This is a genomic window from Enterobacter sp. MGH 38 (assembly GCF_000492855.1).
Taxonomy (GTDB): domain Bacteria; phylum Pseudomonadota; class Gammaproteobacteria; order Enterobacterales; family Enterobacteriaceae; genus Enterobacter; species Enterobacter hormaechei_C.
Map to the genome: position 1 here is coordinate 1753056 of NZ_KI535607.1, position 17257 is coordinate 1770312.

Here is a 17257-nt window from a genome sequence, read left to right on the forward strand (position 1 = left end):
TTACTTGTTAACTACCGGTTAAATCAGCGCAATTTAGTTAGTATAAATACAATTTATAGTTCTCAGAGAACCGGGCTTTGCGCATGCTGGAATCTTCAGAAGATATAATCAGTATGTCGGAAGATGTATGAAAGTGAATGGTTTGTTTTGCAGGAATACTTACAAGACGACGAGAGACTTCTTTGGATTAGTGAAAACCCAATTGTTGTATAAGAAGCACTGAAGAGCTAAAAGTTAGGTGTTAAGCATACCAAATACTCTACCAAATGGGAGCTAAATAGGCTGATTTTGATGGAGTATTGATCTCAGTTTATGTCAATTTACATATAGAGTGTTCAATGCATGAGGCTAACTTAGTAAGAGTGATTTTTTCTGATGACCCCATAATCTAGAATCTTCAAATAGATGATTAAAGCATTTTGATTTAGAAATAGGGAATGTCACATAAATAGCTTTTTGAGATTTTTGTGAAGGGAAATTCATTATATTTAACTTGTCATAGAATTCATGACCCAAGACATAGCCAAAAAAATAACCAATAAAAACTTCTTTTCCTTTTTTGTTAATTAACTTATCATCAATAAATACCCTTGTATATATATCAAGCGATGAATTTATTTCTGAGCTTATGATATCTCTGTGGGGTTTACCTATCATTGAGTATGAGTTTTTTGCAACCCAGCTTAAATAATTTTCTGCATTGTGAATTTCACCACCATCCTTCCTATTAAATTTAGGGTATTTGAATAGGTCTAATTTTTTTAATTCTTTGATTATATTTTTTTGAAAATTTATTTTATGTGGATCTTCGCCTGAGGACTCATAAATTTTAGCTGGTATCTTTGAAGACTTTATCTCAACAGTATATATTCTATTTGCTCTGCAAAATTCTAATGTTGCATCATCTAAATTTCCGTATTTATTTTTCGCTATGGAATCATTTATTTTTTTGATAGCCACATCAATGTTCGGATTATCAATTTCAAAAATCACCCCATCAAAGGGCGCATTCTTCTTAAATAAATCCAGTCGGATATTATCGTAGCTCATAAAAGATAGGTTTGAGTTTGTTTTTTTATTTTCATGGTTTATTAAATCTATAAATAATTCCTCAACAATTTTCCCCTGTAATGTGTTTTTATTCGTTTCTGCTGTATTTCTGTTTGCTTCCCAAGTGTTCGCAGTATGGTTTGCGATTTCATTTAAATTAAAATTGATACCCTGTAAGTAGTCTTTGTAACTAAATATAATAATACAGTCGTCTAATTTAAATAATTTAAAGCGGTCAGTTTTTATTATGTCAATCATTGTAAAATAAATATTTAATAATAAGTTGAAGAATTACATTATAGCGTATGTTGTTTGATTGTAAAGATATTGATTGGATTTTAAGCGTTTTTTAGGGTGCAAGTGTACTCAATTATTATGCTGACGGTAGAGTTCATCTCATTATTGAGGTATTTATGAGCAGAGCTTAACAATCTCTTAAAACTGAACTAATTCCAATGGTGTTGATTAGTTGTAAAATTCGAGTCTGGCCTTCGCACTCATCCTCTAAACACCTCTCTCCGATGCCACTCCACAAACCCCTCACCTGGATAATTCCCTTTCACCACCGGCAACGCAATCTGCTTCCCGGCAAAATCCCAGAATAACCGCCCAACAATCCCGCCCCCATTCACCGCCTCAGACACGAGCACCCGCATACTCTCATCCAGCCCAATCGATCCTTTATCAAACGCCTTATGATGAATTGCACACAGCGCCAGTCCATTCGGGATTTCACACGGTCCACCAAACTGTTTCCACTTGATATGCGCGGCTTCGAGTCCAACAGAGGCGTTATCATGCCGCATGTTAAACCCGCAGATTGCACACTCATAGTTATAAGCTCGCAGCACCTGCTGGCGGAACAGCGGATCGCGAACCTTACGGATCTGTTGAATATCAAAACCCATCTCATCCGCGATCTCTTCCTGAATGCTTTCAGGAAAGTGCGCTTCAAGAATCTGCTGCGCCAGCGAGCCGATCAGGTTTTTGTTCTTACTCAGCAACGCAAAGTGTTCTTCATCAAACCCGCCTGCGACGTTATGTTCCACAAGTTCTTTAACAGGCAGTTGCTTACTGCCAGTGGTAGAACAGAACTCAGTGTTCTGAAGATCCCAAAATCCGTCCCCTTTGAGTCGCCAGAAGGGCATATTCGGGTAATGCGCCTTCCTCTGAGGGCCAAAGCGTTCTAACAGGCTAAGCAGCTGCTCATGGACCTCGGTTCCATAATCAAACAGTCTCGCATGCCCCTGCTGATAGTTCGCCAACACGTACAGAAGCAATAAAGGCTTATGCGGCGCACGCTGTTCGCCTTTGCGCCAGATGGTGATGTCGGCAATTGCCAGTTCGAGAGTTTTGCTGGAAGCCATCGCGTTACGGAAGAAGGTAAATAATTGCGATAATGCTCGCAAAACCCAGACCAATCAACCCACCATCAACAAAAACATGACCTTACCGCACCCAACCTTATTTTCTGAATCCCCCTCGCAAATTACAAATTTCCCCCACTCAAAACCGCTGTATTTATATTCAGTCCTGTATAATGAGCACCAGAAATTACGCCGAACGGCGAAGGAAGTATCGAAGAATATTTAAAGAAGAATTCGCGATATGAAGGTGCTGCAACACCCCCATACCGCTAACCACCAACAACTACTGAGGAGTTGAAAATGGCTGCGACGAATTTTAAGCCAGAGTTTACTGTTTGCAAAACAGAATCAGACGCTTTCACCGGCATGATTGAAAACCGCGAGCTGGTACGCAAAAACAGCGCCCGCCGTCTTCACGGCAACCCGCCTAACGCGGCGCCCGTCCATCCCCGAGCGGAAACGCCGCAGGACAGCGCCGCCTGCTGCGAACTGTATGCACGCATAGACATGAAATACCTTCTCCTGGGTGGCGACTGGTTAACCCGTGCGGGCTTTATCAACGGTATGCCTGTAAAAATCCGCGCCATGAAAGACTGCATTGTGATTACGCCACAACATACAAGAGAATTATGGGGATGCCTGGAAGGTATGAGTGTGGTGAATATAAATAAGCAAAAAGTCGCGCAGTGGTTGAAGACGTTTCCGGGGGCGCTGAATGATACGGGAGATATCCCGTTAGTTAAGCGCAATATAGGCCAAGCAAAATAATAACGTATTGGAACATCCTTGATCCTGAATCGAGGGTGTTTAAATTAGTGGAAGGGGTAATCTGTTTTTTCAATAATATTATTGAACTGAATGATATGGCTGTATTATTATCATTGTGGTTATATAAGGAGGTTTTTCAGAAGTATGTTAGAGATCTCAATTTAATTATTGTCCAACATTTATGATTCATCCTGGAGCAACTCAATGGAATGAACTATGGACACCACCGAAGAACTAAATGGAACGTATTTTTATGCTGGCAGAACAAATCTTACCGCTGGCGGCCTTTTCTTTATGATTTACTGTGAGTCAATTGCCGATCATTTTGGTATTGACGATGTCGCTGGAATTGCTGCGCTATACAGCGGGGCTAATAATCAGAAGACCAGAAAGAAACCCGCGGGAGCGAAGGAAGGAACGTCCCGAGCCTCGAAAGCCATGAGGCGCTATTTCAAACAAGCTAAGTTCCCGTATGGCATTAGGCTCCCGACATGGATTGGCGGCTATACGCCATGGACTGTACGCTGTAGGATGGTTTCACAAATCAGTACTTTTATCGGAAGAACGATTCCATTAGTTGGTATGGTGATATTAGTCGCTGATGTATCGCTAATCACCTATGCTGCAATACGTGATTATAATCGAATCGCACGGGGCAGCGACAAACTATGGTAGAGGATATTGAGCAGCGCATCTACGCCTTAGCCAGACGCTATAACGGCGTTTATCTGATGAATAACGAAGCGAAGCAGAAATTACTGAATGCAAAAACTGATTTGGATACTGACATGCAGCTTGATGTCACTGAAGCAGAAGATTTAATGGAAGAATTTTTTAAAGAATTTGATGTTGATAGAGGGAATTTTAACATAAACACCTACTACCCTGATGAGCCTTTTTCATGGAATCCATTCAAAAAATTCCCGGTGGTGATGGTTCCAGATTTCACTATTGGAATGCTTATCGAATCCGCAAATGCGGGCAAATGGTTATACGACTAAAACGCAAGGAGCAATAGAATGGCCGTACCTGTACATCTCTTTTTAACCAATGACGGCGGCACAATGATTTGTGGTTCTTGTGACGTTGCACAAAGGGAAGGAAGTATTGAGCTAAGAGGATTACAACATAACCTTAGCCTGCCAACCGACTCGGCAACGGGAAAGGTCACTGGCACTCGCCAACATTCGCCGTTTCAGTTTACCAAGGAATTGGATAGCTCTTCGCCCTATCTGTTCAAAGCGGCAGCAACGGGTCAGACCCTTAAAACGGCAGAATTCAGGTTTTACCATATTAACTATTCCGGGCAAGAGGAGGAGTATTACCGAATCACGCTCGAGAACGTTAAGGTCATTTCTGTGAGTCCAGTAATGTACGACACCCGAGGCTGTCCGGGGACGGGGCATATGGAGGAAGTGGCGTTTAATTATGAGAAGATTACCCATTTGTACAAGGACGGTAACTTGTTAGCGCACGACGCGTGGAACGAACGTCCAACATCGGGTTCCGCTGCTTGATTCTATGTTGAACTTGCCCGCCAGCGTTTCGTTTGTGCGGGCAGGGAATATCATTCTTTATTCCTTTTCGTAAATGATGGCCGAAACATCATAAAAATAACCCACGCGAACATTCCAATAATCTTCATAGGCCAGGATTCAAACACATCCAGACACACAATTGCGCCAATAACTATTAGCGGACCTTCTATCAGTTCAGCTATCCCCCCTAAAATATGTAACTTATGAGGCAGTACCCGATTAAGTAATGTCGCAATAAGTTGTGCACTTCCTAATATGATTGTTATTGCGATTGTACGGTCCTCCCAGTTATCAAAACTAACCAAAGAAATGAGGCAGGTAGCCAGTACATAACCACAGAATAATATATTCAGCATGTAAATAATAAACTTACTCATAGCAGTTGCCGTGGCGTTTAAAATATTAAGAGTCTATAAATATAGCGCTCTTAACAGAATGACAAACGACATTGACTAATAATGCATTTAAGAATTTTTGCTCCTCGCTTATTTCCGCAATAATCAAGTTAGCGGCTTCATGCCAATCCCCCGCACTCCACCGCTAAATCGACTTTAACTGAACACCGGCACCCCCAGCCCAACCTTTACCTCCCTCAACGTCTCCTGCGTCACCCCCTGCGCCCGTTCGGTCCCGCGTTTCAGCATCGCCATCAGCTCACCCTTATCTCGCATATACATCGCCCTCCGCTCCCGCATCGGCGCAATCAGCTCCTGCAAACACCCCTCCAGCTCGTTCTTACATACCCGGTCACCCAGCCCGCCCGCCTGATAGTGCGCCTTCATCGCCGCCACTTTCTCCTTGTCCGGATGAAACGCGTCGAGATACGTAAACACCACGTTCCCCTCAATCTGCCCCGGGTCGCTCACCTTCAGGTGGTTCGGATCGGTGTACATGGCGCTCACCGCACGGTGAATCGTCTCTTCGCTGGCCGAAAGATGCAGCGTGTTGCCCAGCGATTTCGACATCTTGGCGCTGCCGTCGATGCCGGGCAGGCGGCTGGTGTCGCTCAGCATCGCCTTGCAGTGGCGCAGCACCGGAGCGGGCAGCAGGCTGTTCATCTTGTGCACAATCTCGTTGGTCTGCTCAATCATCGGCAGCTGGTCGTCGCCGACGGGCACGCACTCGGCCTTAAATGCGGTGATGTCCGCCGCCTGGCTGATGGGGTAGGCCATAAACCCGACCGGCAGCGAGCGGGCGAACCCCTTCTGCGCAATCTCGTTTTTCACCGTTGGGTTACGCTCCACGCGGGCGACGGTGACGATGTTCATATACAGCATCGTCAGCTCAGCGAGGGCGGGCAGGGCGGACTGCAGGCAGATTGTGGTCAGGTTCGGGTCGATGCCGGCGGCGAGGTAGTCGGCCAGTACTTCGGGGATGTTGTCGCGGATCTTCTGCGGGTTGCTGCCGTTGTCGGTCAGCCCCTGCAGGTCGGCAATCAGCACAAACTGGTTGTGCGTGTGCTGCAGCGCCACGCGCTGGCGCAGCGATCCGACGAAGTGGCCGAGGTGCAGCGGGCCGGTTGGGCGGTCGCCGGTGAGGATGGTGGGTGCGTTCATAAAGACTCCTTAATGTGCAGTTGCCGAAAGGGGTCTTAGAAATGTGAAAGCCGCCTTTCGGCGGCTATCTGAAAATGGGGAAAACTACTCCGTGCCGCCTTTAAGAAGGCAGCCACCAGCGGTTTACGGTGAGCACGGCGTGGTTTATGTTCATCTCTTTACCGTATCACGTCCGGCGCGAAAAACAAAAGGGCACGTCATGCTGCAATCACTCAACCATCTGACCCTCGCGGTCAGCGACCTGCAAAAAAGCGTCAGCTTCTGGCACGCGCTGCTGGGGCTGACCCTGCACGCCCGCTGGAATACCGGGGCCTATCTCACCTGCGGCGATCTGTGGGTCTGCCTGTCGTACGACGAGGCGCGCCGGTATGTGCCGCCGCAGGAGAGCGACTACACCCACTACGCCTTTACCGTGGCGGAGGCGGATTTTGAACCGTTCTCGCACAGGCTGGAGCAGGCGGGCGTCACCGTCTGGAAGCAGAACAAAAGCGAGGGGGCGTCGTTCTATTTTCTCGACCCGGACGGGCACAAGCTGGAGCTGCACGTGGGCAGCCTCGCCGCGCGTCTGGCGGCGTGTCGCGAGAAGCCCTATGCGGGCATGGTGTTTACCTCAGACGGGGCTTGAGGCGCGTACCTTCAGCCTGCCCGCCAGCGTCACGTGCGTGGCGGCATCTTCCTGATTGCACAGGTACTCCACCGCCAGCCGTCCCAGCTCGCTGTAGGGCAGCTGGATACTGGTTAGCGGCGGGGTGAGCTGCTCGGAGATCTTCTGGTCGTCGTAGCCCGCCAGCAGCATGTCCTGCGGGATGCGCACGCCGTTCACCGCCAGCGCCTGATAGCAGCCGATGGCCAGCCAGTCGCTGGCGCAGAAGATGGCGTTCGGACGCTCGGCCAGTTCCAGCAGAGAGGTGGTGGCGGTAAAGGACTCGCTGAACTGCCAGTTGGTCTGGCGCACCAGGCCGTCGTCGCACGCGAGTCCAGCCTGCTGCAGCGCGGCCTGGTAGCCCGCCAGACGCTGGCGCGAGGCCTCCATCCAGCTCTCGCCGGTGATGTGGGCGATGCGCGTGGCCCCGCAGGCGATAAGGTGTTTAGTCACCTGGAAGGCGTTGGCGTAGTCATCCGGGATAAACGACGGCAGCAGCGGCGAGCCGGGGTCGCGCTGGTTGAGCAGCACCAGCGGGATGCGGGTGCAGTCCTGAAACGCCGTCATGTCCACCAGCGTGGTGACCGGTGAGGCGAGGACAATCCCGATGCAGTTGCGCTTCTCCAGCTGGCGGATGATGTTCAGCGCCAGCTCGATGTCGTCGCCGTAGTCGTAGACGGTGAGCAGGGTCTCGTTGCGCCACGCCGCTTCCCGCGCCTGGCTGATGGCGTCGATAAACGGGTCGAAGCTCTGCATGGAGCTCACCAGCAGGGCGATCTCTTCCTGGTTGCGCGGGGCGTGAACGGCGGGGAGGCGGTCGTAGCCGAGCTCGGTAGCCACATTAATCACCCGCTGGCGGGTGTCGTCGCTGAGCTTGATGTTGCGGGACTGGTTAAGCACCAGCGATACCGTCGCCTGCGACACCCCTGCCGCCCGCGCAATATCGTTCATCGTCACTTTCGTTTTTCGCTTCATCCGTCCTCTCCCTTTCGCGACTTCGCATCATACCCTAACCGCACGCTTACGCGCCGTCGATCACGTTTCTCATTCATCGAAGCGTGAACTTTGTGAGGGGCGTCGCTTTTCTTATCGCCGTGATTTGCGCATTTATCCTGCAACTAATATTTATTAGCTAAATATTATCAGTAAGAGGACGCGTAATGAAAGAGCAGTGGAGCAGGGAGCAGGCACAGGCGTGGTATCAGCAAAAAGGCTGGCTGTGCGGGTTTAACTATCTGCCGTCGACGGCGGTGAACTGGACCGATATCTGGCAGGAAGAGACCTTCGATGCCGCAACCATCGACCGCGAGCTGGGCTGGGCGGCGGAGGCGGGCTACAACACCCTGCGCATCAACCTGCCGTTTATCGTCTGGGAGCACGACCGCGACGGGCTGATGGCGCGCATCGACCGCTTTTTGACGATTGCCGACGGCCGCGGCTTCAGCACCATGCTGACCCTGATGGACGACTGCGGCTTCTCCGGCGACGAGCCGTACCTCGGCCCGCAAAAGCCGCCGGTACCGGGCAAGCACAACAGCCAGGCGGCGGCGAGCCCGGGGCGCGACAAGGTGTGCGATCCCGACTGCTGGCCCCAGATTGAGCGTTATATCCGCGACGTTGTCCGCCAGTTCCGCGACGACAGGCGCGTCCTGCTGTGGGATCTGTATAACGAGCCGGGCAACCGCGGCATTTTCGCGACGGGCACGCAGGAGGTGCAGTACGACGCGAAGCTGGAGACCTGCGCCCATAAGCTTATGAAGCTCGCATTCCAGTGGGTGCGTGAAGAAGACCCGACCCAGCCGCTCACCGTCTGCGCGTGGCGCCTGCCGCCGGAAGAGGAGGGCGAGACGTTCTTCCAGCACCCGCTGGACCAGACCGCGCTGGCGCTCTCGGACGTGGTGAGCTTCCACGCCTACACCCACACTGGCCGCATGACGGCGATTATTCAGCAACTGCAACAGCTCGGTCGACCGCTGTTCTGTACCGAATGGCTGGCGCGCCACGTGGGCAGCACCATCGAGGAGCAGCTTCCGCTGATGTACGCGGCGAAGGTCGCACCGTATCAGTGGGGGCTGGTGCGCGGCAAAACCCAGACGTGGCTGCCGTGGCCGGTGGTGATGAAGGAGTCCACGGACTACTGCCGCCTCTGGTTCCACGACGTGTTCGAGGAGAACGGCATTCCGTTCTCGCGCCGTGAAATCGCCCTGATGCAGCAGTTGCGCAAGATCGCCCCGCAGGCGCAGGACCAATAATATCGACCCGGCGGCCGACCGCCGGGCAACCAGGCAGGCATATAACAATGGCAATGACAATGAAAATACCGTCTCGCGAGCTGTGGTCTTATTTTGGCTATGGTTTAGGTCAGTGTTTTAGCTTTGGTTTAGTGGGTTCGTTTATTAACTATTTTTACACCGACGTGCTGGGGATCTCGGCGCTGGCGGCCAGTACCATCTTCCTGATTGCCCGCGCGTGGGACGCGGTTCACGATCCGCTGTTTGCCAGCATTATGGACACCATTAACAGCCGGTTCGGCAAGTTTCGCCACTTTTTGCTGATCGCGCCGCTGCTGATCACCGGCGTCACGCTGCTGTCGTTCTATAAAATCGAAGCGGACATGACCACCAAAATCCTCTACGCCGGGGTGACGTATATCCTGTGGGGGACGCTGTACGCCATCTCCGATATCCCGTTCTGGTCGATGTCGTCGATGATGACCAACGACTCCGGCCAGCGCACCCGCGCGGTGACGGCGGCGATGCTCGGGGTGAACGCCGGGATTGCCTGCGCCAACATCTTCTTCCCGAAGCTGGCGGCGTTCTTCGCCCAGTACAGCAACGATAAAGGCTACTTTATGGCGGCGCTGGTGATGATGCTGGTGGGCCTGCCGCTGATGCTCAACGGCTTTATGCAGATCAAAGAGCGCCTGCCGCCGAGCCCGGAGAAGGTGACCATCCGCGACACCTTCCACAACCTGCGCCAGAACAAGCCGCTGTTTATCGTCCTGCTGTCGTTCTTTTTCTGCGTGTTCCACAACGTGGCGGGCGGTCTCTATATATACTTCTTTATCAACAACCTGGGTGACGGCAGCCTGCAGATGGCGATTGGCGTGATGGGGATTGTCGCGGCGGTGCTGTGCCTGGTCGCCCCGATGCTGACGCGCCGGATGCAGAAGCGGAAGCTGTTTATGATCCTCTGCGGGCTGGACGTGGCGGTGCGCGTGGTGATGTGGTTTGTCGGCTATCAGCAGGTGACGATGCTGTTTATTCTGCTCGGCCTGAGCACGCTGTTCGTGATGATGACCAACATCCTCACCTCGTCGATGATTGCCGACACCATCGAGTACGCGGAGTACCACACCCACAAGCGCTGCGCGGCGATCACCTTCTCGGGGCAGACCTTTACCGGCAAGATGTCGGTAGCGGTGGGCGGCGGGTTAATCGGCGTGTTTCTGACGATGATCGGCTACGTGCCGCAGGCGCAAATCCAGAGTGCAGGCGTGCTGTCGGGGCTGTTCTTCGGGATTTGCCTGCTGCCAGCGATAGGGTCGCTGATCCGCATGGGCTTTATGTCGCGCTTTACCTTTACCGAGGAGAAGCATGCGGAGATTTGTCGGCTGCTGGCGGAGCGGAACGCGTCTGCGAAAGCGCCGGGTGGCGGCTGCGCCTTACCCGGCCTACAGGACCAGCCCTTGTAGGCCTGATAAGCGAAGCGCCATCAGGCTTCGCTTTTAAAGACTTACAGCGCCTTCACAAACGCCAGCAGATCTTCGTTGAGCTGGTCCTGGTGGGTCAGCGCGAAGCCGTGCGGCGCGTTGTCGTACACCTTCAGCGTGGCGTTTTTGATCATCTCTGCCGCCAGCTTGCCGGTGCTTTCAAACGGCACGATCTGGTCGTTGCTGCCGTGAATGACCAGCGTCGGCACGTCGATTTTCGCCATATCCGGGCGGAAGTCGGTTTCGCCGAACGCGGTCACGCAGTCGATGGTGCCCTTCAGGGACGCCAGCAGGGCGATGTTCAGCGTCTGGGTCAGGGCACCGGCGGAGACGGTCTGCCCGGCGTTGATGCCGTAGAACGGCGTCGCGAAGTCGCTGATGAACTGGGCGCGATCCTTACGCAGCCCGTCGCGAATGCCGTCGAACACGCTCTGATCCACGCCCTGCGGGAAGGAGTCGGATTTACCGAAGATCGGCGTGACCGCGCCCAGCAGCGCCAGACCGGCCACGCGCGCGCTGCCGTAGTTGTTGATGTAGCGGGTCACGTCGCCGCCCCCCATGGAGAAGCCCACCAGCGTCACGTCCTGGAGGTCCAGGGTGGTGATCAGGTCGTTAATGTCGGACGCAAAGGTGTCGTAGTCGTAGCCGTTCCACGGCTGATCCGAGCGGCCAAAGCCGCGACGGTCAAAGGCGATGGCGCGGAAGCCGCGCTCGGCCAGGTAGTTCAGCTGGCTGTCCCACATGTCGCCGTCCAGCGGCCAGCCGTGGCTGAAGAGAACCGGTTTGCCCGCGCCGCCTTCTTTGTAGTAAATCTGCGTGCCGTCTTTTGCCTTAAACGTTGCCATAGTGTGTTCCTGTACAGGTGATGGTTAGGGTTATACCGGCGCGACCAGGTAGCGAATAGCCGGTGATGTTATGCCCTGATGAAAAGCCAGAACGCGGCTCTGCAGCAGGAGGTCATTCATGGTGTGGCGCTCCTGCTGGCGCAGATGCTCAATCCACGAGCCCATCAGGAAGGTCTCGATAAACAGGCCGGGGCGCTCGATATCCTCGTACACCGCCCAGCTCATCGCCCCGGCGCGGCGTCGCACCCGGCGCAGCTCGTGGACCGCCTGCAAAAACGCTTTCGCGTTGTGCGGGTCAATGATGTACTCGTGCGAGACCAGCACCGGGCCGCGCTCGTTCGGCAGGTCGATCTCCTCGCCGTCCAGCGGCTGGCCGCTCAGGTCGAGGTTTAAATCAGGATCTTTCTCCAGCTTCCAGCGGAACACGGTGGCGCTTGCCAGCACCATCCCCAGCGTGGCGACCACCAGCGAGGTCGGGGTGCCGAACTGAGAGGCAATCTGCCCCCAGATGGCGCTGCCTGCGGTCATCGAGCCGAAGAACACCGTCAGGTAGACCGCCAGTGCGCGGGCCTTAACCCAGCGGGCGGCGCTGCGCTGCGCGCCGAGGTTCAGCGTCGAGAGCACCGCAATCCACGCGAAGCCGGTAAAAAACTCAAACAGGTTGAGCAGCCAGACGTGGCGCACGAACGCCAGCGCCAGCATGGTGAGGGCAAAGACCAGGCTCGCGGCTACCATCAGACGGTCGGCATTCAGCCGCTGGCGCAGGCGCGGCAGCAGGATGGCCCCGGCAATAGCGCCCAGGCCAATGCACGCCAGCATCACGCCATAGCCCGCCGGGCCTAAGCCCAGCTCGCGGCGCGCCACCAGCGGCAGTAATGCCCAGCCCGCGCTGCCGAAAACGAAGAACGCCACGGTGCGCACCAGCACGTTGCGCAGCACCGGCGCGGCGTGCACGTAGCGAATGCCGGAGCGCACCGCGGAGAAGAAGTGCTCTGGTGGCAAACGCTGCACGGACGGCGCCGGACGCCAGCGCCACAGCACCCACGCCACGCCGACCACGGAGAGCGCGTTCAGGGCAAACACCATCCACGGCCCGGCGAGCGAGAGCAGAAAACCGCCCAGCGCAGGGCCAATCGCCCGGCTGATGTTCACCCCGAGCGAGTTCAGCGCCACGGCGGCGCCCAGTTCCGGCTTGCTCACCAGATCGGGCACCACGGCCTGGAACGGCGGCGAGCTCATCGCCGCGCCCACGCTCAGCAGAAACGTCGCCACCAGCAGAACGGTAGGGGTGACGTGTCCGGTGAAGGAGAGCAGCGTCAGCCCGGCGGCGGCGATGAACACCCACAGCTGGGAGAAGAGCAGGTATTTACGTCGGTCAACGATGTCCGCCATCACCCCGGACGGCAGGGCGAAAAGGAACATCGGCAGGCTGCTCGCCGCCTGCACCAGCGCGATATCCAGCGGATCGGCGCTGAGCGTCAGCATGCTCCAGTTGATGCCGACGTCGCTCATCCATGAGCCGACGTTAGAGACCACCGTGGCGATCCACAGCATGCGGAACACCGGCTGGCTCAGCGGCTGCCAGGGTGAAACCGCCGGGGCGGGCGTCGTCTCGACGTGTGCGTCGCGAACGTCGTTTACCTGGGTCATGCGAACCTCTCCGTTGTTTTACGCTGCACTCGCCACTGGCCCGGCCCGGTGAGGGCAAGGGTGGTGAAGATAATCAGCAGCAGCCAGCCAAACTGCCCTTCGGCAATCGACCAGTTCGGATGAACCGCCAGCATCGCCACCAGCAGCACGGCGATAATCGGCAGGCACGCCAGGCGGGTGTAAACCCCCGCAATGATAAACAGCGGGCAGATCACCTCGGCGACGATCGCCGGGATCAGACTGGCATACGGCCCGAAACCAAACGGATCTTCGATGCGCGTCAGCTCTTCGCTGAAGTGCAGCACCTTCGGCAGGCCGTGCACGTAAAGCAGCAGCAGGCTGCCGGTCAGGCGCAGAAAGAACAGCCCCGGATCGATCCGGGACGAAGCGTCATTTTGTTTCATCAGAATGCAAAGCAGCTGCAACCCAGCGCCCCCCAGAAAGCGTTATCGTCGGATACCGGCATCGCTGACGTGCGGGCAAAGTCATGCTGGTGGCTGTGAACCCCGCACGGGCCGCTACAGTGGTGAACCACACTCATACCCACGCGTGCGGCCTGCGGCGGCGCGCTGCGGTAGTGGCCCGGCACCTTCACCACCGGGGACCACTCGGGCAGAACCGGGATGGCCGGCGGCGCGAGCGGGCCAAAGCTGCCAGCGGCGTAGACGATATCGCCGCTCACCACGGTGAGGACGGACTCGATGCCCTTGATCTCCTCCTCCGGCACGCGGAAGTAATCTTTGCTGAGCACCGCCAGATCCGCGAGCTGGCCGACCTTGATCTGCCCCTTCTGATTCTGCTCGCTGGAGAACCACGCGCTGCCCTGGGTCCAGAGCATCAGGGCGGTATCGCGATCCAGGCGGGCGCTGTGGTCGTACATCTGCATCCCGCCGACGGTGCGGCCGGAGACCAGCCAGTAGAGCGCGGTCCACGGATTGTAACTCGCCACGCGGGTGGCATCGGTGCCTAAGCCCACCGGCACGCCGGTCTCGAGCATTTTTGCCACCGGCGGCGTGTGGCGGGTGGCTTCGATGCCGTAACGCTCGGCAAAATACTCGCCCTGGAAGGCCATGCGGTGCTGGACGGCAATGCCGCCGCCGAGCGCTTTGATGCGGTCGATGTTGGCCTGGGTGACGGTTTCCGCATGGTCGAAGAACCAGTGAAGGCCGTTGAACGGAATGTCGCGGTTCACCTTCTCGAACACGTCCAGCATGCGGCTGATGGATTCGTTGTAGGTGGCGTGCAGGCGGAACGGCCAGCGATGCTCCACCAGATGGCGCACCACGCGCTCCAGCTCGTCCTCCATGCCCGGCGCGAGATCCGGGCGCGGCTCGAGGAAATCTTCAAAATCGGCGGCGGAGAAGACCAGCATCTCGCCCGCGCCGTTGTGGCGGAAGAAATCGCTGCCCTGGCCCGGCGTGAGCATGTCGGTCCATTTTTCAAAGTCTTCCAGCTCGTGGCCCGGACGCTGGGTAAAGAGGTTGTAGGCGATGCGGATGGTCATCTGCTTTTTCTCGTGCAGCTCGGCGATCACCTCGTAATCTTCCGGGTAGTTCTGGAAGCCGCCGCCCGCGTCGATGGCGCTGGTCAGCCCCAGACGGTTCAGCTCGCGCATGAACTGGCGGGTGGAGTTCACCTGCTGCTCCAGCGGCAGCTTCGGCCCTTTGGCCAGCGTGGCGTAGAGGATCATGGCGTTCGGACGGGCAATCAGCATCCCGGTCGGGTTGCCGTTGGCGTCGCGCTGGATCTCCCCGCCCGGCGGGTTTGGCGTCTCTTTGGTGTAGCCGACCACCTTCAGCGCGGCGCGGTTGAGCAGGGCGCGGTCGTACAGGTGCAGGATGAAGACCGGGGTGTCCGGCGCGGCGTCGTTAATTTCGTCCAGGGTTGGCATGCGGCGCTCGGCAAACTGGAACTCGCTCCAGCCGCCCACCACGCGCACCCACTGGGGCGACGGCGTGCGCAGCGCCTGCTCTTTCAGCATCCGCAGGGCGTCGGCGAGCGACGGCACGCCTTCCCAGCGCAGCTCAAGGTTGTAGTTCAGCCCGCCGCGGATCAGGTGCAGGTGCGAGTCGTTCAGGCCGGGGATGGCGGTATGGCCTTTCAGATCGACCACTTTGGTGCCGTCGCCGTGGTGCTGCATCACCTCGGCGACGGTACCCACTTCCAGAAATTTTCCGTCGCGCACGGCAACGGCTTCTGCGAGAGGATTCTCGCGATCGACGGTGTGAAACTGGCCGTTAACCAGAATGAGATCGGCTTTACCGAGGGTAACCATAAGAGCTCCAGACTAAGAGGGGAATGGTCAGGATTATGGGAACCGGTTTCGGCAAAGATCCAGTTATACAATAGGATAGGTATACCAAAGTATAACTATACCTAAGGTTAACTATACGAAGAGATAATTACACCACAGCGCTGTGGGTCATAGGATGAACGCGATTTTATCGGCGTGCTGTTCGCGGCGATTTTAACCTTTAACCTCACTGGATAATCTTATGACCACTTCTAAGCTCGAAGTCTTAACCCCTGCCAACTGTCAGATCATTTTCATCGACCACCAGCCGCAGATGGCGTTCGGCGTGCAGTCTATTGACCGCCAGGTGCTGAAAAACAACACCGTGGCGCTGGCGAAAGCGGCTAAGGTGTTCAACATCCCGACCATCATCACCACCGTTGAGACCGAAAGCTTCTCCGGCAACACCTATCCGGAGCTGCTGGACGTGTTCCCGGGCCAGGACATTCTGGAGCGTACCTCCATGAACTCCTGGGACGACCAGAAAGTGCGTGACGCGCTGAAGGCCAACGGCAAGAAGAAAGTGGTTGTCGCCGGTCTGTGGACCGAAGTGTGCAACAACAGCTTTGCCCTGTGCGCGATGCTGGAAGGCGACTACGAAATTTATATGGTGGCGGACGCCTCCGGCGGCACCTCCAAAGAAGCCCACGACTTCGCGATGCAGCGCATGATCCAGGCGGGCGTGATCCCGGTGACCTGGCAGCAGGTGATGCTGGAGTGGCAGCGTGACTGGGCGCGCAAAGAGACCTACACCGCGGTGATGGATATCGTGCGCGAGCACTCCGGCGCCTACGGCATGGGCGTGGATTACGCCTACACCATGGTGCACAAAGCGCCGTCTCGCCAGAAGAGCGAGCACCGCACCTTAGCGCCGGTTCCGGCTCGCTAAGTCCCGTCGGCGGGCTGGTCCCTCATCCGGCTCGCCGCTGCCTCTTTCTCTGGAGTTCACAATGAGTACTGGGCTGATATCCCTTGCGGCAGGCGTGTTGATTGGCCTGATGTATGCCGTGCTGAAGGTGCGCTCCCCCGCGCCGCCAGCGCTGGCGCTGATTGGCCTGCTGGGGATGCTGGCGGGTGAACAGGCGATGCGTCATCTTTTATCCCGCGATAATCCGGCTGCCGTGCAGGTGACGGTTCCCCACGTTCAACACCCGACCGGAGCGTCATCATGAAGGCCTGGATTATTTCGCTGGTGTGCGGGGCCGCGGCTGGGGTACTTTACGCCCTGCTCGACGTACATTCCCCGGCGCCGCCGGTCGTCGCGCTGCTAGGCCTGTTCGGCATGCTGGTGGGTGAACAGCTGATCCCCATCGGGCGTCGTCTGGTGAGCCGCGAACCGCTGACCCTGGCCTGGTTTCGTCATGAATGCGTACCGAAAATCAGCGGTACTGCGCCCCCCGCGCCCGCGAAGGAAAGCCGCGACGCGTAACGATTTGTTTGAGGAAAGACAGCATGACGCTGCCGTGGCGCATTGCCATCATTGATGACGAACGCTCTGTTCGCAGCGGGCTCAGTAACCTGCTGCAATCGGAAGGGTATGCTACCGATACCTTCGATTCGGCAGAGGTGTTCTTGAGCCACCCTCTCGCCCTGTCAGGCGCGTCGCTGGTGATCACCGACATCAAGCTGCGCGGCATGAACGGCATCGAGCTGTTTGAGAAGCTGCGGTTGCTGGCCATGCCGCCACCGCCAATACTCTTTATCTCCGGCCATGCTGATGAAAATATGCAGCGGTATGCACTCAGTCTGGGCGCCGCTGCATTTTTGCGTAAGCCGATTAACATCGATATTCTGCTGGATCATATTCAGCGGGAGCTGACCCGCCGACAATAAGG

Annotated in this window: 20 protein-coding genes; 11 read left to right on the forward strand and 9 right to left on the reverse strand. The window is 55.8% G+C overall.

Annotation, left to right across the window (positions count from 1 at the left end):
- Positions 1-348: 348 nt before the first annotated feature.
- Both L384_RS12650 and L384_RS12645 read right to left on the reverse strand, forming a co-directional pair.
- Positions 349-1308, reverse strand: coding sequence for a hypothetical protein (locus L384_RS12650; RefSeq protein WP_023324084.1), 960 nt, complete (start codon positions 1306-1308; stop codon positions 349-351).
- A gap of 239 nt (positions 1309-1547) precedes the next feature.
- The gene (locus L384_RS12645) at positions 1548-2417 is read right to left on the reverse strand and encodes a phosphorothioated DNA-binding restriction endonuclease (RefSeq protein WP_023324085.1); all 870 of its coding nucleotides are present in this window, start codon (positions 2415-2417) and stop codon (positions 1548-1550) included.
- 300 nt (positions 2418-2717) lie between these two features.
- Between L384_RS12645 and L384_RS22310 the strand changes: the two genes are divergently transcribed.
- The 4 genes from L384_RS22310 (at position 2718) to L384_RS12635 (ending at position 4702) form a co-directional block, all read left to right on the forward strand.
- On the forward strand, positions 2718-3185 hold the full coding sequence (locus L384_RS22310; protein ID WP_023324086.1) for a SymE family type I addiction module toxin: 468 nt from the start codon (positions 2718-2720) through the stop codon (positions 3183-3185).
- Positions 3186-3401: 216 nt separating this feature from the next.
- Positions 3402-3860: an STM2901 family protein gene (locus tag L384_RS0121045; protein WP_025912045.1), complete on the forward strand. Its 459-nt coding sequence runs from the start codon at positions 3402-3404 to the stop codon at positions 3858-3860.
- Complete coding sequence (locus L384_RS12640) at positions 3854-4186, forward strand: DUF1493 family protein (protein WP_023324087.1); 333 nt, start codon at positions 3854-3856, stop codon at positions 4184-4186. Before L384_RS0121045 ends, L384_RS12640 begins: the two co-directional genes overlap by 7 nt.
- Positions 4187-4204: 18 nt before the next feature.
- The gene (locus tag L384_RS12635) at positions 4205-4702 is read left to right on the forward strand and encodes an Hcp family type VI secretion system effector (protein ID WP_023315311.1); all 498 of its coding nucleotides are present in this window, start codon (positions 4205-4207) and stop codon (positions 4700-4702) included.
- 50 nt (positions 4703-4752) lie between these two features.
- Here the strand turns inward: L384_RS12635 and L384_RS12630 are convergent, their stop codons facing one another.
- Complete coding sequence (locus L384_RS12630) at positions 4753-5100, reverse strand: hypothetical protein (protein WP_023324088.1); 348 nt, start codon at positions 5098-5100, stop codon at positions 4753-4755.
- 174 nt (positions 5101-5274) lie between these two features.
- Positions 5275-6279 (reverse strand): tryptophan--tRNA ligase, encoded by a 1005-nt coding sequence (trpS, locus tag L384_RS12625; RefSeq protein ID WP_023324089.1) that lies wholly within the window; start codon positions 6277-6279, stop codon positions 5275-5277.
- A 199-nt stretch (positions 6280-6478) separates the two neighbouring features.
- On the opposite strand from trpS, the gene fosA reads away from it, so the two are divergent.
- A complete protein-coding gene (fosA, locus tag L384_RS12620; protein ID WP_023324090.1) occupies positions 6479-6904 on the forward strand; it encodes a FosA/FosA2 family fosfomycin resistance glutathione transferase in 426 nt (141 codons plus the stop codon).
- Here fosA and L384_RS12615 read toward each other — a convergent pair.
- Positions 6890-7897: a LacI family DNA-binding transcriptional regulator gene (locus L384_RS12615; RefSeq protein WP_023324091.1), complete on the reverse strand. Its 1008-nt coding sequence runs from the start codon at positions 7895-7897 to the stop codon at positions 6890-6892. The genes fosA and L384_RS12615 overlap by 15 nt on opposite strands.
- 185 nt (positions 7898-8082) lie before the next feature.
- Here L384_RS12615 and L384_RS12610 point away from each other — a divergent pair, with 185 nt between their 5' ends.
- Positions 8083-9174, forward strand: coding sequence for a cellulase family glycosylhydrolase (locus L384_RS12610; protein WP_023324092.1), 1092 nt, complete (start codon positions 8083-8085; stop codon positions 9172-9174).
- A 47-nt stretch (positions 9175-9221) separates the two neighbouring features.
- Positions 9222-10616, forward strand: coding sequence for an MFS transporter (locus tag L384_RS12605; RefSeq protein ID WP_023324093.1), 1395 nt, complete (start codon positions 9222-9224; stop codon positions 10614-10616).
- Positions 10617-10657: 41 nt separating this feature from the next.
- Here the strand turns inward: L384_RS12605 and L384_RS12600 are convergent, their stop codons facing one another.
- Genes L384_RS12600 through L384_RS12585 form a run of 4 tightly spaced genes read right to left on the reverse strand, consistent with a single transcriptional unit; the run spans position 10658 to position 15404 of the window.
- Positions 10658-11479: an alpha/beta fold hydrolase gene (locus L384_RS12600; RefSeq protein ID WP_023324094.1), complete on the reverse strand. Its 822-nt coding sequence runs from the start codon at positions 11477-11479 to the stop codon at positions 10658-10660.
- 30 nt (positions 11480-11509) lie between these two features.
- Positions 11510-13129, reverse strand: a complete 1620-nt coding sequence (locus L384_RS12595) for an MFS transporter (protein WP_023324095.1) — start codon at positions 13127-13129, stop codon at positions 11510-11512.
- On the reverse strand, positions 13126-13533 hold the full coding sequence (locus L384_RS12590; RefSeq protein ID WP_023324096.1) for a DoxX family protein: 408 nt from the start codon (positions 13531-13533) through the stop codon (positions 13126-13128). The genes L384_RS12595 and L384_RS12590 overlap by 4 nt, the downstream gene beginning before the upstream one ends.
- Complete coding sequence (locus L384_RS12585; protein ID WP_023324097.1) at positions 13533-15404, reverse strand: amidohydrolase; 1872 nt, start codon at positions 15402-15404, stop codon at positions 13533-13535. The genes L384_RS12590 and L384_RS12585 overlap by 1 nt, the downstream gene beginning before the upstream one ends.
- A gap of 220 nt (positions 15405-15624) precedes the next feature.
- Between L384_RS12585 and L384_RS12580 the strand changes: the two genes are divergently transcribed.
- The 4 genes from L384_RS12580 to L384_RS12565 all read left to right on the forward strand — a co-directional run bounded on the left by L384_RS12580 (position 15625) and on the right by L384_RS12565 (position 17255).
- Entirely contained in the window at positions 15625-16311 is a 687-nt protein-coding gene (locus L384_RS12580) for a hydrolase (RefSeq protein ID WP_003863053.1), read from the forward strand.
- Positions 16312-16372: 61 nt separating this feature from the next.
- Positions 16373-16594 (forward strand): DUF1427 family protein, encoded by a 222-nt coding sequence (locus L384_RS12575; protein WP_003863054.1) that lies wholly within the window; start codon positions 16373-16375, stop codon positions 16592-16594.
- Positions 16591-16851, forward strand: coding sequence for a XapX domain-containing protein (locus L384_RS12570; RefSeq protein ID WP_023324098.1), 261 nt, complete (start codon positions 16591-16593; stop codon positions 16849-16851). The genes L384_RS12575 and L384_RS12570 overlap by 4 nt, the downstream gene beginning before the upstream one ends.
- Before the next feature lie 23 nt (positions 16852-16874).
- Entirely contained in the window at positions 16875-17255 is a 381-nt protein-coding gene (locus tag L384_RS12565) for a response regulator transcription factor (RefSeq protein ID WP_023295862.1), read from the forward strand.
- Positions 17256-17257 lie beyond the last annotated feature (2 nt).

Coding starts and splice junctions, on each gene's coding strand:
- L384_RS12575 (WP_003863054.1), top strand. CDS start 16,373: ATGAGTACTGGGCTGATATCCCTTGCGGCAGGCGTGTTGATTGGCCTG.
- L384_RS12595 (WP_023324095.1), bottom strand. CDS start 13,129: ATGACCCAGGTAAACGACGTTCGCGACGCACACGTCGAGACGACGCCC.
- L384_RS12645 (WP_023324085.1), bottom strand. CDS start 2,417: ATGGCTTCCAGCAAAACTCTCGAACTGGCAATTGCCGACATCACCATC.
- L384_RS12650 (WP_023324084.1), bottom strand. CDS start 1,308: ATGATTGACATAATAAAAACTGACCGCTTTAAATTATTTAAATTAGAC.
- L384_RS12635 (WP_023315311.1), top strand. CDS start 4,205: ATGGCCGTACCTGTACATCTCTTTTTAACCAATGACGGCGGCACAATG.
- L384_RS22310 (WP_023324086.1), top strand. CDS start 2,718: ATGGCTGCGACGAATTTTAAGCCAGAGTTTACTGTTTGCAAAACAGAA.
- L384_RS12615 (WP_023324091.1), bottom strand. CDS start 7,897: ATGAAGCGAAAAACGAAAGTGACGATGAACGATATTGCGCGGGCGGCA.
- L384_RS12585 (WP_023324097.1), bottom strand. CDS start 15,404: ATGGTTACCCTCGGTAAAGCCGATCTCATTCTGGTTAACGGCCAGTTT.
- trpS (WP_023324089.1), bottom strand. CDS start 6,279: ATGAACGCACCCACCATCCTCACCGGCGACCGCCCAACCGGCCCGCTG.
- L384_RS12600 (WP_023324094.1), bottom strand. CDS start 11,479: ATGGCAACGTTTAAGGCAAAAGACGGCACGCAGATTTACTACAAAGAA.
- L384_RS12640 (WP_023324087.1), top strand. CDS start 3,854: ATGGTAGAGGATATTGAGCAGCGCATCTACGCCTTAGCCAGACGCTAT.
- L384_RS12610 (WP_023324092.1), top strand. CDS start 8,083: ATGAAAGAGCAGTGGAGCAGGGAGCAGGCACAGGCGTGGTATCAGCAA.
- L384_RS12570 (WP_023324098.1), top strand. CDS start 16,591: ATGAAGGCCTGGATTATTTCGCTGGTGTGCGGGGCCGCGGCTGGGGTA.
- L384_RS12565 (WP_023295862.1), top strand. CDS start 16,875: ATGACGCTGCCGTGGCGCATTGCCATCATTGATGACGAACGCTCTGTT.
- L384_RS12580 (WP_003863053.1), top strand. CDS start 15,625: ATGACCACTTCTAAGCTCGAAGTCTTAACCCCTGCCAACTGTCAGATC.
- fosA (WP_023324090.1), top strand. CDS start 6,479: ATGCTGCAATCACTCAACCATCTGACCCTCGCGGTCAGCGACCTGCAA.
- L384_RS12605 (WP_023324093.1), top strand. CDS start 9,222: ATGGCAATGACAATGAAAATACCGTCTCGCGAGCTGTGGTCTTATTTT.
- L384_RS0121045 (WP_025912045.1), top strand. CDS start 3,402: ATGGACACCACCGAAGAACTAAATGGAACGTATTTTTATGCTGGCAGA.
- L384_RS12590 (WP_023324096.1), bottom strand. CDS start 13,533: ATGAAACAAAATGACGCTTCGTCCCGGATCGATCCGGGGCTGTTCTTT.
- L384_RS12630 (WP_023324088.1), bottom strand. CDS start 5,100: ATGAGTAAGTTTATTATTTACATGCTGAATATATTATTCTGTGGTTAT.